Origin of the sequence: Dokdonella sp., assembly GCF_041395345.1 — a bacterium.
Lineage (GTDB): Bacteria > Pseudomonadota > Gammaproteobacteria > Xanthomonadales > Rhodanobacteraceae > Dokdonella.
Window position 1 is genome coordinate 100007 of record NZ_JAWLAR010000004.1, and the last position, 14303, is coordinate 114309.

General features: G+C 62.2%; 8 protein-coding genes. 5 read left to right on the forward strand and 3 right to left on the reverse strand.

All coding sequences use genetic code 11. The features are described from left to right. Positions 1-62: 62 nt before the first annotated feature. Positions 63-1052: a ribokinase gene (locus R3F00_RS05000; RefSeq protein ID WP_371280625.1), complete on the forward strand. Its 990-nt coding sequence runs from the start codon at positions 63-65 to the stop codon at positions 1050-1052. Positions 1053-1153: 101 nt separating this feature from the next. On the opposite strand, the gene R3F00_RS05005 is transcribed toward R3F00_RS05000, so the two are convergent. Beyond that, positions 1154-1804, reverse strand: a complete 651-nt coding sequence (locus R3F00_RS05005) for a DedA family protein (protein ID WP_371280626.1) — start codon at positions 1802-1804, stop codon at positions 1154-1156. 200 nt (positions 1805-2004) lie between these two features. On the opposite strand from R3F00_RS05005, the gene dusB reads away from it, so the two are divergent. Then, positions 2005-2991, forward strand: coding sequence for a tRNA dihydrouridine synthase DusB (gene dusB, locus R3F00_RS05010; RefSeq protein ID WP_371280627.1), 987 nt, complete (start codon positions 2005-2007; stop codon positions 2989-2991). Positions 2992-3003: 12 nt separating this feature from the next. On the opposite strand, the gene R3F00_RS05015 is transcribed toward dusB, so the two are convergent. Continuing rightward, positions 3004-3909: a hypothetical protein gene (locus tag R3F00_RS05015; RefSeq protein ID WP_371280628.1), complete on the reverse strand. Its 906-nt coding sequence runs from the start codon at positions 3907-3909 to the stop codon at positions 3004-3006. A 20-nt stretch (positions 3910-3929) separates the two neighbouring features. Then, complete coding sequence (locus tag R3F00_RS05020) at positions 3930-5309, reverse strand: tryptophan--tRNA ligase (protein WP_371280629.1); 1380 nt, start codon at positions 5307-5309, stop codon at positions 3930-3932. A gap of 186 nt (positions 5310-5495) precedes the next feature. On the opposite strand from R3F00_RS05020, the gene R3F00_RS05025 reads away from it, so the two are divergent. The 3 genes from R3F00_RS05025 to R3F00_RS05035 all read left to right on the forward strand — a co-directional run bounded on the left by R3F00_RS05025 (position 5496) and on the right by R3F00_RS05035 (position 14284). After that, positions 5496-6326, forward strand: a complete 831-nt coding sequence (locus R3F00_RS05025; protein ID WP_371280630.1) for a hypothetical protein — start codon at positions 5496-5498, stop codon at positions 6324-6326. Positions 6327-6932: 606 nt separating this feature from the next. After that, positions 6933-12605 carry a S8 family serine peptidase gene (locus tag R3F00_RS05030; RefSeq protein WP_371280631.1) on the forward strand — a complete coding sequence of 1891 codons (5673 nt, stop codon included), beginning with the start codon at positions 6933-6935 and terminating at the stop codon, positions 12603-12605. A gap of 347 nt (positions 12606-12952) precedes the next feature. After that, positions 12953-14284, forward strand: coding sequence for a M12 family metallo-peptidase (locus R3F00_RS05035; RefSeq protein WP_371280632.1), 1332 nt, complete (start codon positions 12953-12955; stop codon positions 14282-14284). The last annotated feature ends 19 nt before the right edge of the window (positions 14285-14303 follow it).

Consider the following 14303-nt stretch of genomic DNA (forward strand, 5'->3'; position numbering starts at 1 on the left):
CTGCCATGCTGAACTACCATGCAGAGCACTTGAAGACATGTCATCGGCAGGAAAATTCTCCCGTGAGCGAAAAACCGTCCTCCGTCATCGTCGTGGGCAGTTACGTGCAGGACCATGTCTGGCTGACAGACAGCTTCCCCAAGCCCGGAGAAACGCGGCGGGCACTCGGATTCAGCACCGGGCCCGGCGGCAAGGGCTTCAACCAGGCCATTGCCTGTGTCCGCCAGGCGGGTGACGTGCTTTTCATGGGTGCGGTCGGCAGCGATGCGCTCGGCCATGGCGCCCGCGAATACGCAAGCCGGGAAGGTCTGGCCTGCAAGTGGCTCGTGATCGACGAGGTGCCGACGGCCACAGCCGGTATCGTCGTCAATGCAGAGGGCGCCAACCAGATCATGGTCAATCTGGCTGCCAACGAAAAGCTGACCATCGATTTCCTGCAGTCCAACGCAAGCCAATTCGCTGATGCCCGCGTGCTGCTCGTGCAACTGGAAAACAATCTCGACGCCGTACGCGGCGCACTCGAGCTTGGAGGTCGGCATGGGCTGTTGCGCATGCTCAATCCGGCACCGATGCACGCCGGTGTCGACGCATCCCTGCTGGCCGAATGTGACGTGATCACGCCCAACGAGACCGAGTTCGCGCAACTGCTGCAGCACATCGCCGGCAAGCCCTTGCCGCCAGCAGAGGTGGCCGCAAAAGCGGACCGGGAGTTGAACGAATGCTGTCGCCGCCTCGGCGTCGCAACCTGCCTGATAACGCTGGGAGCCTCCGGCTGCTTTGTTTCGCATGCGCCGGATAACCTGCGTGGTGACAGCGAACCTTTCTACCGGCTGCCGGCCGAAGTCGTCCATGCAGTCGATACGACCGGTGCGGGAGACGCGTTCAATGGAGCCCTGGCAGCCGCGCTGGGCAGGGCGACGAAGGGGTCATTCCGGGAAGCGGTCGTCGAGGCCAACCGCGTCGCGGCACTCAGCACCGAGAAGCCCGGCGCCGCGCAGGCCATCCCCTTCAGGGCCGAGGTCATCGAGCGATTTGGCGGAACGACAGGCTGACCATCGGCGGCGCCTGCAAACGCCCGGAATCCGGGGCGCCGTCGCCGAACACAGATCCGATCGGAAGCCGGCCAGAAATTCACTGCCGAGGACACGCAGATTCACTGACGCCGACGACGGCGGGACTGGCGCAACCGGAGCAAGGCCCGACGACGCGAGGTGCGCCGCCAGAAATAACGCAGCACCAGCAGGAAGATCACGCCGAGCGCGATCATCAACACGGTCTTGCTGCGATGAACCCAGGTCAGCAGCCACTCGTGGTTCTGTGCCCCGTAGTAGCCAAGATAGACCCAGACCGGAACGCTGATCAGCGCCGCGAACCCATCCAGCAGGAAAAAACGCAGGAACGATACGCGTCCGGTCATGCCGGCGGTCAGGAAAATCGGTGAGCGCAATCCCGGCAGAAAACGGGCGACAAACATCAGTCGATTGCCGTAACGCGTGAATTTGGCCTGGACGCGGGCATAGCGCCGAGGCGTCAGCAAATAGGCGACCCAGCGCAGGCGCAAGGCGCGCTCGCCAAAAACACGGCCAATCATGAACATGATCGAGTCGCCAGCGAGTACACCGACGATTCCGACAACACACATGACATGCACATTGGCATAGCCAAGCCCGGCAATGACGCCGCCGGCGACCAGCGTGATGTCTTCCGGAATGGGCAGGCCGAAACCGCAAATCATCAGCACCACGAAAACGGCCGCGTAGCCATTGGCCGTGAAAAAGCTGATCAGGGTCTCGAGCAATGCCATCAGCCGCGCGCCAGGCTCGGGCGTCGACGGCAGCATCCATCAAGGCAGGGATTCGGGTTCAAGCTGTCTGAATGGGTAGCGGGAACAGGCGAAGTTTAGCAGGCGAGGCGCGCCCAGATGGCCTGGCCTGGGCATTCGATCGTGCCGCGAGTCGCCGCATGGAATCGGATAACGGCGTTCTCGGGCTAGAATGCGCGCCCATGCGTATCGGCAAACACCCTATCGAGCCCGCTGTCGTGCTCGCGCCCATGGCCGGCGTGACCGACAAGCCTTTTCGCCAGTTGTGCAAGCGCCTTGGGGCGGGCCTGGCCGTGTCCGAGATGACTACGGCCGATCCGCGTCTCTGGCACACGGCAAAATCGCAACGCCGCGTCGACCACGCTGGCGAGCCCGATCCGATCAGCGTCCAGATCGCCGGATACGATCCGCAGATGCTCGCCGACGCAGCACGCTACAACGTGGATCTTGGCGCACAGATCGTCGATATCAACATGGGTTGCCCGGCCAAGAAAGTCTGCAATGTCTACTCGGGATCGGCGCTGCTGCAGGACGAGGATCTGGTCCGGCGAATCGTCACCGCCGTAGTCAGTGCTGTCGACGTGCCGGTGACGCTGAAGATCCGCACCGGCTGGAATCGCGAGAATCGCAACGGCGTGCGCATCGCGCGCATTGCCGAAGATGCCGGCATCGCCGCGCTGGCGGTGCATGGCCGCACGCGTGCCGACCTGTACCAGGGCGAGGCAGAGTACGAGACCATCGCGGCCATTCGCGATGCAATCCGCATTCCGCTCATGGCCAATGGCGATATCGATTCTGCGCAGAAGGCTGCGCGCGTCCTCAAGGAAACCGGCGCCGATGCGGTCATGATCGGTCGGGCGGCCCAGGGGCGCCCATGGATCCTGCGCGAGATTGCCCACTTCCTCGCCACTGGCGAGAGCCTGGCCGAGCCTTCGCCGCTCGAGGTGCGCGACATACTGCTCGGCCACCTTGAGCATCTGTACGCCTTCTACGGCGAGTTGCCCGGCGTCCGTATCGCACGCAAGCACCTGGGCTGGTACGCGAAGGATCGACCGCAGAATGCGGCATTCCGCAGTGTCGTCAATGGCACCGATTGTGCGAGCACCCAGCTGCGCCTGACCCGCGACTATTTTGATCGGCTCGCCGGACTGCAGTCGCTGGCGGCCTGACGTCGCGGTGGCTCAGGGAAGGACCTGAAAGGGACACAGATGGGTCCAGATCTCTCCAAGCTGCGATGCAGCGAAGTTGTGCCCGCCGACAAACAGGGTAAACCAGAGATCGGTGTTCACGACCCAGCCATTGGCCTGAAAAATGTTGCGGTCAGAGATGGCGTATGTGGCCAGCGGGTCACCATTGCCAACATGAATATCGAGCGGAATCCTGCGCGCGGCAGTCGCCACGAGGGCATTGCATGTGGTCGGATTGCTGCAGGCAAAACCTTCGAGAACTCCGGCGCTGACCGAGTAGGCGGCAAAGGTGTCGATCGAAATGGGCGCACCAAAATCGTTCAGCATGATGTCGTGCATGACATGCCCGCCCGCTGAAAAGCCCCAACCGATGCGGCGCGACTGGTCGATATTGTAGGCAGCCTCGACGTCGGAGATGGCCGCAGCCATGACGCTGTAGTCGCTCGGATTCGGTGGCGGTGCGATCCAGCCTCCTGACGCGCCTGTCCCCACCGGTACCACCACGATGAATCCGTTGGCGTCGGCGATCGAGCTCCAGGTATTGCGCACCGAAAGCGCCGCATTGTTGGCTGCACCAGGACCGGCCTGACCGTGCAGGGCAAGCACCATGGGCATGGGCTGGGTGGGCGTATAGCTGGCCGGCACCCTCAGGTGGATCGTGTGCGTGCCATAACCGGGTACGGATACGGATCGGGAAACACTGCCGGTTGCACCGCCGCTGCCGTTGGAAGGCAGTCGGGTGACTGCAGCGGCGGTCTGGAATCCGTTGACGAAGATGGCATCGGGATGGGCACAGACCCACGGCGGCAGGGTGGCGGTTGTGGCTGCGGGTGCAGTTGTGGTGTTTGCACCGAGTGCAAACATCACAAACCACGGAAAAACACGTCTCTTGCGCCACATCACTTTTTCGCCCGGCTTGCTCAGGATTTTTCTGCTTTCCTGGCGCGCTTTTCAGCCTCTGCGTCGTGCAGACGCCGGATGGCATCGGCGATTCTTTCGCGCTCAACTAGAACTTGTATTTGCGGATTTACTTCCGCAGCTTCGAACTGCGGACGACTTGCATAACTTCCTATCGCGTCAATGACTCGCTGAACTTCGCCAGGCTGGGTGAGACCGGCACTTTGGATCAATGCGGCGCCGTCAGAATCGACCAGGCGAACATAGAACAACCCGTCCTTCTCCTTGTACCGCTTCCATTGTGGCGGTGCCGCGCTCTCATTCCTTTCATTCCGCTGCGCCGTCTGCATCTTCGCTATGGCGGCTGAAGACCCGATTCCCATGGAATCACGCAGGGCGGCAATAAACGGCGCACTGCGTTCGCGCGCCTTGCGTGCGCCCTCAAGGAGGCGCTGCTCGATCACATCCGGTTTGGCCATCAATGCGTTGTAGCGTTCGCGCGGCTCGGCCAGCTCGGCGTCGATGCGCTCGAACAGTTTCTGCTTGGCGTCGCCCCAGCCAATGCCATCGGCGAACGCCTGACGCATAAGGCTGGTTTCCTCCGCACTCGCAAACGCCTGGTAGATGGAAAAGATATTCGAGCCTTCCGTGTCCTTGGGCTCACCGGGAGCGCGCGAGTCGGTGACGATGCCGAGTATGGCCTTTCGAAGATCCTTCGCCGACAGCCACAGTGGAATGGTGTTGTTGTAGCTCTTCGACATCTTGCGACCATCCAGACCCGGCAGGGTCGCGACACTGTCGTCGGTCACCGCCTCGGGCAAGACGAAGGGTTCCGCGTCGTTCCCGGTGACGGCCTTGTAGACCTCGCCATAGAGATGATTGAAGCGCTGGCCGATATCGCGCGCCATTTCGATGTGCTGGATCTGGTCGCGGCCAACCGGCACACGATGCGCGTTGAAGATGAGGATATCGGCGGCCATCAGTACCGGGTACATGAACAAGCCGGCGCTGATGCCGGCATCACCATCCTCGTTTTCGGCCACATTGCGGTCGACGGCCGCCTTGTAGGCGTGGGCCCGATTGAGCAACCCCTTCGAGGTGACACAGGTCAGCAACCAGGTCAGCTCGGGAATCTCGGTGATGTCGGACTGCCGATAGAAGAAGGCCCTCTCGGTATCCAGGCCCAGGGCCAGCCAGGTTGCCGCGATTTCCAGCCGCGACTGCGCGATACGCGCAGGATCCTCGCACTTGATCAGGGCGTGGTAGTCGGCAAGGAAGTAGAACGACTCGACATCGGCCCGTTGGCTGGCCTCGATCGCGGGACGTATCGCACCGACGTAGTTGCCGAGATGCGGTGTACCGGTCGTGGTGATGCCGGTCAGTGTGCGGACCTTCTCTTTCATGAATGCTGTGCCGGGCTGGGCCTAGGGATCGACAAGTCTAGCGAATCCGGGCGCCAGCGAGGCTCTGGAAAGGGAAGGACTCGAAGGAGTCTGGGTAAATCGCCGCTGAATCGCCCCCTGCTGTCGAACCCCGGACTGCGCGGGCACGCGTTGAATCCATTACCCAACCGCACCTGGAGGTGCCCAATGCGTGCCCTGATCTGCTCCACCCTGCTGGCCCTGTTGCTGTCTGCACCGGCTGTCGCCGGCAACCTGCTTGACCTCAGCGTGGTCGATCGCGACACCGGCTCGACTCTGCGCACTTACAGCATGGACGGCAAGCTCTACATCGCCGGCAAGCCGGGGCATCGCTATGCGATTCGCCTGCGCAACCGCACGGGAGGGCGCGTACTTGCCGTGCTTTCCGTCGATGGCGTTAATGCCGTCAGCGGAGAAACCGCCAGCGCCAATCAGAGTGGCTATGTGCTCGATGCCTGGGAGTCCACCGAGATCAATGGCTGGCGCAAGAGTCTGGACGAGGTCGCCCAGTTCAACTTCACTGCATTGCCAAACAGTTACGCGGCACGGACCGGCCGTCCGATGAATGTCGGCGTGATCGGAGTGGCAGTATTCACCGAACGCGAGCAGCGCTGGATTGCCGAAGATCGCGAGAACAGCGTGCCGCCACCGAGCAGCCGACCCTGGATGAAGGATTCGGAAGCCAGGCAGGAATCCGCGCCTTCGGAGTCCGTTGCAGAGGCTGCCAAGTCTGACTCCGCAGGGGCGGCTGCGCCGATGGCTCGTCAGCCGGCACCTGCGGAACGTCTGGGCACCGGTCATGGCGATCGCGAATGGTCGCGAGTGGGCACAACCCGGTTTGTGCGCGCAAGCAATCGCCCGGCGGAGACCCTGGCCATCTGGTACGACAGCCGTGCCAACCTCGTCGCGCGCGGCATCATTCCGACCCGCCCCCTGGCCAGCCGCGACCCCGATCCGTTCCCGAACAGGTTTGTCGCCGATCCACCCTATCGCTACTGATTCCGGTGTCAATGGCCGGCGATTCTGACCGGCCAACTTGCGCAGGCCGTCCATGCGCCTGCCGGCAACCTGGCAGACTCGCCGTCTGCCAGGTCTTGTCCGTGAAGCAATCGATCACGCACGGTCGACCCCGGCCTTGGATCTGGTGAAGGCGCCAAAACGAAACCGCGCCATGCCACTTTGGCCGCTGTGGCAGTTTCGAGCGCCGGTCCATTCCGGTGCCTTGCCGCAGCCTGGATCTCTATAGCCCTATAGATATATCCCCTGGCCCGAGCCGTTCATGTTGCCGGGAACCCGGGTCGATCCTCACCCCCTTTTTCCATACCGCCGCGCATGCCAGCACGTCCTGGGGGGAGTGTCGGTGCCCAGCTTTGGACAAGCGCTTTCGCCCACCCCGAGGGCCGTGCGCGACTGCGTCTTGCCGGCCCTGACACCGCCCGAAAATAACTGTTGCTTAACGATCAACTTAGGAAGAGTATCTGCGCCGGTTCGTGCCCAAATGGCCCGGATCGAGCAGGGGGTCTTCAAGGGATAGAACAACTGGTCGTGGCATTTGCACCGACTCCATTAGTACTGTTTCCCAACAACATATACATGGGGAAAATCATGAAATCGTCTTCCGTCGCATTGCGCGACAGGTTTGGCCGCGCTAAGCCACTGGCCAGCGCGTTGGCTTTGACGTTGTTTACAGGCATATCCGCATCCGCTTCCGCCACATACAATCCGGTCGTGAATATCGCGCAGGCAATGCCTGCAACCGCATTGTTCAACACCTTGCTGGCTTCGCCCGCAGAAGGTCCCGCCTACTACACCATCGTTTTCAAGGAAGCACCGCTGGCAACCTATGCCGGCAACGTTCCAGGTTTGCCCGCGCCGTCCATGTTGCTCAGAAACGGTCAACCGTCCGGGAAACTCGACGTAAAGTCGCCTGAAGCACTGGCCTATGTCAGCTATCTGCAAGGCAAGCAGGAAGTATTCATCAGCCAGCTCGGCAATTCGCTCGGCCGGCCACTGGACGTCATGGCGCGCATGCAGCACGGTCTCAACGCGGTCATTGTCCGCCTGAGCAGTGCCGAAGCCTCGGAAGTGATGGCGCGCAACGATGTCGATTTCATTGAAAGAGAGCATGAGCTTCAGCTCGATACCGATCGCGGCCCGAGTTTCATCGGCGCGCCATCGATCTGGGGTGGCACGACCGCCAGTGGCGTCGCAACCAGGGGTGAAGGCATTCTGGTCGGCGTCATCGATACCGGCGTCAACTGGCAGAGCCCGGCCTTTGCCGGCGTGGGCCCGGTCGACGGCTATGTGCATGTCAATCCGCTCGGCAGCGGCAACTATCTCGGCCAGTGTCAGGTCGGTGCCGTCGATGCGGGCAAGTGCAACGACAAACTGATCGGCATCTACAACTTCGCTTCGCCGGGAACCAGCGGCGCCGATACCCAGGGCCATGGCTCGCATACCGCAAGCACGGTGGCAGGCAATACCTGGAATGCCGTCTACGCCTCCGGCCCGTTCACCATTTCCGGTGTCGCGCCCCACGCCAATGTCGTCACCTACCTGGCCTGTCCCTCAAGTTGCCCAAGCACGGCCACCTCGCAGGCTGCCAATCAGGCTGTTGCCGACGGCGTGGATGTCATCAACTACTCCATCAGCGGCGGTACCTCGCCGTGGACGGACGCTACCTCGACCGCCTTCCGCAATGGCGTCGCCGCCGGCATGTTCGTAGCCGCATCCGCTGGCAACACGAGCACCTCGGTGCCGAATCCGATCGGTCAGGTCAACCACATGGAGCCCTGGGTCGAGACCGTTGCAGCCTCGACACAGGATCGCATCATTGCAGTCAGCCTGGACCTGACCAGTGAAGCGTCTCCGCCGCCGAATACCCAGGACATCCCGATGCGCACCGGCGGCCTGCCGCTGCCGACTTCGAACCTGGTCAATGTTCCTCTGATCAAGAGCCCGAACTTCGCGAATGGCTCGACCGACGGTTGCTCAGCCTATCCAGCCAACACGTTTGTCCGCACTGGTGCACCGACCGACCGCATCTTCTATGACGGTTTCGACGGCACTTCGCCACCCGATGTTACCCAGGGCGCAGTAGCTGTCCTGCACCTGGACGGAACCGCCAGCTCCTGCGGCAGCGGCACGCGTCGCGCTGCTGCGTTGGCAGCCGGTGCTGTCGGCGTCATCTTCGTTGATGTCGTCTACCTGAATCTCGGTGCCGCGGATACCTCGTGGTCGATGCTGATGAGCAACTGGCTCAATCTTGAAGCCGGCTCCACGCCAGCAACGGCAACCGTGACCATCGATATCGCAGCCAGCGCATACCCGAGTCAGGGCGATGTCATGGCTGACTTCAGTTTCCGCGGTCCGCGCACGGTCAATGGCCAGGGCATGGTCAAGCCCGACATTACCGGTCCCGGCGTGGACATCCTTGCGGTCGGCGCTGCCAATATTGTCGGTACCGATGGCGTCTACCTCAATAACGGCACCTCGATGTCGAGTCCGCACATGGCCGGCGCAGCCGCGCTCATGCGTGCACTCAATCCGACCTGGTCGCCGACCCAGATCAAGTCTGCCCTGAACCTCAGCTCGAACAACTTCGGCGTGACGAACGTCGGCGGAAGTCCGGCTACGTTGTGGGACTACGGCTCCGGCCGCGTCAACCTGACTGCGGCATCTCAGGTCGGCCTGATCATGGACGAGACTTCGGCCAATTTCCTTGCGGCCAATCCGGCTACCGGCGGCCAGATCTCGAGCCTCAACCTGGCCAGCATGGCCAAGACTGGCTTCATCGGTGACACGGTCTTCACCCGCACCTTCCGTCGCGCACGTGCAGGCTCGCAGACCTACACCTTGTCGGTGGCCGGATTCCCGGCCGGTGCAGTCGAGTTCTCACCCGCTTCATTCACGGTGAATTCGAGCGGTTCCGAGGAAGTCACGGTTACCGCACACGGTGGCTTGCTGACATCGGCGACATGGAACCTTGGCGAGCTGATCCTGACCCCAGCCAGCAGCGTGGAACCGGTTCTGCATCTGCCGATCGCGCTCAATCCCGCCGGCCCGGTCATCGACGTTACCCCGAAGACCCTGTCGGGCACTTCCGATACGACGGTCAGCAATGACCTGACCATTGCCAATGTCGGCAATCCGACTCTGAACTGGACCGTGCTCAACACCGGCACGCCGCAGGTCACGCCGCTCAACACGACTACCTCGGGTAGCGGGCAACTTGGCGGCTACTATATCGGCGCAGCGGAAGGCTACTACTGGTCGCAGAATTTCGACATCGTCGGTGCAACCAACGTCACCACGCTGCGCGCCAACGGCTTCCTGCTTCCGAGCGGCAGCCTGACTGCCGGCAATACCCCCAGCGTTACCTTCAGCATCTACGCTGACAATGCCGGCGAACCCTCCGGTGCGCCAGAGGGCTTTGGCGCAGCACCGCTGTGGACCTACTCGAACACGATCGGCACCGCTTCAACGACCGGTATCACCGGTACAAACGGTACCGTGCAACTCGTGTTCAGTGCGCCAGGGGTGCCGCCGTTGAACCTGCCGACAGGCCGCTACTGGATGACGGTCTTTCCGAGCATGAACGGCACCGGTGTCGGCACGGCGGGCAATCCGCTCTGGGCCTGGCGCACCAGTCCGGACGCGCAGATCGGCAATCCGCCGGTTCTCTACGCCCCGTTCGACGATCCGCTCAACTTCCAGACCGACCCGGCGACGCTGAACATGTCGGCCTTCGTGCAAGGCAGCATCGCATGCGCACTGCCGTCCTGGGTCGGCCTGACCACAACGTCCGGTTCGCTGGGCCTCGGCGCTTCCGATGTCATCCCGGTCGACTTCGATGCCACCGGGCTTAGCGCGGGCACCTACACCGCGACGCTCTGCATAAGCAGCAACGCGACGAACATCGCCGTGCAGCCGGTATCGTTGTCTTTCACCGTGCCGAACGGAGGCGCAACTCCGCCGACGCTGAGCAAGGCATTCAACCCAACCAGTGTCGAAACCGGCGTGCCGAGCACCCTGACGATCACCCTGAACAATCCGGGTCCGACCGTCTCGACCCTCACGGCAGGCCTGTTCGACAATCTGCCGGCAGGCCTGGTAGTGGCAGCCACGCCCAATGACTCCAGCACCTGCGCCAACTCCGACGTAACCGCAAACCCTGGCAGCAGCTCAATCGGGTTTGACCTGGCCGCTGAGATTCCCGCCAATGGAAGCTGCACGATCACAGTAGATGTGCAGTCGGCAACACCCGGTGTGTACCTCAACACCATCCCGGCAGGAGCCCTGCAGACCGATACCGGAAGCAACACGGGTGCGGCGAACGCAAGCCTGACGGTTACCGCACCGGTGTTCGACGCACCGACAACGGGCATTGCATTCGGCCCTGCCAGCGTTGCTGCAGGTACGCCAAGCACGCTGACGATTACGTTGGGCAATACCAATGGCGTCGTTGCGAACCTGAGCGCCCAGCTGGATGACAATCTGCCAGCAGGCGTCCTGGTTGCTCCGACACCAAACGCCGCCACCAGTTGTGCCAGTGGCGTGGTGACCGCGGTGGCCGGCAGTACGGTCGTCAGCCTGGCAAGTGGTGCGCAGATTCCGGCGGCCGGTAGTTGCACGGTGACGGTGGATGTTCGTGCAGTCAGCCCCGGAACCTTCAACAACACCATTCCGGCAGGGGCACTGCAGACCGATCTTGGCAACAGCACGGCAGCGGGCATGGCAGCACTGGATGTCACCGCGGCTGCCTTCCCAGCACCGTACTGCTCGCGCGCGTTCACTAACGCCGTTGAGCCGATCACCCTGGTCAGCGTCAGCGGAATCAGCAATGCGACCAGTGCGACAGTCAATGGCACCCCGGCACTGGAAGACTTCCTGTCCATCAGCGGCACGCTGGTCCCGGGCGCGTCCTACACGGTCACTGTGAAGGGCAATACCGACGGTGCGTTCACAAACCTGTATCGAGCGTACTTCGACTGGAACCAGGATGGCGTATTCAGCGAGACCGCCGCAGAGCGCTATGAACTCGGCTCGATCAACAGCTCGACCGGACTGGATGCAAAGCAGACCAGCGCAATCGTTACCGTCCCAGTCAATGCGGCGGCGGGAACGACACGCATGCGCATCGTCAAGAAGTACTCAACCGCCGGTTCTGCATGCGGCGGCGACGACGCAGCTGGAACGTCCTACGGTCAGGCTGAGGACTACACGGTGGCCCTCGTGCCAGGTGGTTCGCTCCCGACTATCGCCAAGGCGTTCATGCCGGCGACAGGCGATGTGGCGCTCCCAAGCACGCTGACTATCAGCCTTGGCCAGTTCAATGGCTCGGGTGCGGCGACAACGACCGCCCCGCTAGTCGATACGCTGCCAGCAGGCCTCGCAATTGCTGCGGTGCCAAATGCGTCCACTACGTGTCCAGCCGGCGTCGTCACTGCGGTCGCGGGAGGCGGATCGGTCACCCTTGAAACGGGGGCGCAGATTCCGCTGGGTGGTTGCAATGTCGTCGTGAATGTTCAGGCCGCTGCGCCGGGTCTCTTCGCGAACAGCATTGCCGTTGGCGCACTGCAGACAAGTATTGGCAACAGCGTCGTCGCAGCAATTGCCAATTACCGCGGATTGGCCACGGGTCCGACCAGCTACAGCACTGGTTTCGAAGCACCGTTCACGCTCGGCGGCATCAACGGGCAGCAGGGCTGGGCAACGCTTGGAACGGCAGCGAACGCTACCGTATCCGCGGCGCAACCGGCGCTGGGAACCCAGCATCTGCGCATCACTTCGCTGGCATCCACGGCAACGACACCGGTTGGCGCGCTGTCCCCGACCCAGGCAGTCGCGAGCGGCGCATACTCCGTGCTGACGGCAAAGTTGCGTATCACGCGCACAACCAATGGCGCGACATTTGACCTCAATCCGCAAGATCCTGTGGCGGCGGTGGTCAGTACGCTGGTGCGATTCGACAAGGGCGCTGCGCGGGACATCCTGATCCCGGACTTCACACTCGGTGTATACCAGCCGACAGGAGCCGCCTGGCCGTTGAACACCTACTTTGACATCAGCATGGCGTTCAACCGAGCGGCCGGAACGGTCCAGGTCTGCATTGATGGAACATCGATATACAACGGCGCCAACGCCGTGTCCTCGCCCTATATCGGCAACGTGATTGCCAAGCAGAGCGGCGCGTCGTCAAGCACCGCCGGCAATACCATGGATGTCGACGAACTGGTCATCAGCAATACCGATACGGCGCCGGTTTGCACACCATAGCCACCTAAAGGGACGCCGATCCCCCAGCCTCACCTTGAAGGGCGCCGAAAGGCGCCCTTTTTCTTGACGGGGGTTAATGCGAAGCCCGGGTCCGCAAACGAGCCCGTCATGACTCTTGTCCGCACAGGCCGGTTGCTAAACCCGGCTTTCTGGGCAGGCTCCGGTTGTCGCCAATTTGGCTCCGGCCGGCTCGATCGGACTTGCAAAGTCCCACACGAGGGAGTTTGCTTGGCCGCAAACCCCGTGCCTTATCGCAACGGCAAGTCAGCTTGCGTGCTGGATCACAGCGCTGGCGTGATTTTCTCAGGCATGCTGGTGCCGAAATTCGTAAACAGGAATCTTGGGTCATGCGTCGAATTGGATTGTCATTGCTGCTGATTCTTGCAACAGGCGCCATGGCCAGCGAAACCGGTGCCGTGCGCTTCGATGCCGGGTCGCTGAGTCGCCTGCAGAATCTCGCACCAGGCCAGTCTGTCGAAGTGGCCGAGTTTCCGGCCGGGCCGGGCGTGCTCACGGCCATCGACTTCAAGCGTATCGAGGTCTACGCGCCGGGCGCCCGCATCGTGGTTATCGATGACCAGGGCGAGCACGAAATTCCGCGCAGCAATCGCATTCATCTGATCGGATATAGCAAGGACGGCACCACGCGCGTGGGTCTGTCGTTTGATCCCGATCTGGCCAACGCGCCTTACGGCGCTGGCTCGAGTCCGTCAGGCGCCTTCGAGATTCAGAGCCGGCGCATCGAGAATGGCTGGCAGTTCAGCGCGACCAGCGCGGAGTCGGCCCTGCCGGAAGGCATCACCCTCGACTACCCCACCAACGACGATTCCCTGCCCAATCCGAATGCCGCTCCGCAGGCGCTCGATCACCTGAGCCAGGACAATTCCCCTCTCGGCACTCTGCGTTTTGCCGTGGTGGCCGTCGATACCGACGTCTCGTTCATGAGCGAGCGCTTCAGTGGCAATACGGCGAATGCGACCGCCTGGATCGCCAGCCTGTTTGCACAGATGAACATCATGTACGAGCGCGATCTGGATGTAAGACTGCTGCAGGGCACAACCTTCCTGCGCACCGCCTCGGACCCCTATTCGAATACGGATTCCCCGGCCTCCTCCGCTACGCTCGCAGAGTTCGGAAACTATTGGCAAGCGAACTACAGCTCGGGCGGTTCGGCGGTCAGCCGGGCATTTGCCATGCTCTTGTCGGGCAATTCCTCAAGCGGCAACTCCGCATCGGGTATCGCCTGGGTCAACTCCTACTGCCAGACATCGGGCAGTGGCGGCAGCTACAGCATCAACCAGATTTTCACCAATCCCGGTATCGGCGTTGCCAGCACGGCCTTCATCGTCGGTCATGAGCTGGGACACAACTTCGGCGCGGCACATACGCATTGCAGCAATGCCACGACCGGGAACTACCCGACTTCGACGAATACGATCGACCAGTGCAATACCTTGGGCACCGGTTGCTACTCGGGACCGACCAGCTGCCCTGTATCGGGACCGGGTGCGCCCAAGGGAACGGTCATGAGCTACTGCCATCTGAGCCCCAGCAGTTGCGGCTCGAATGTGCAGGAATTCCACCCCACGCACATCACGCAGGTTCGCAACCGCATTGCCGCGAATACGCCGAGTTGCCTGACCCTGACCGACGTGCTGTTCGAGAACGGTTTTGACTGATAGCCGCTCATCTGGCGAC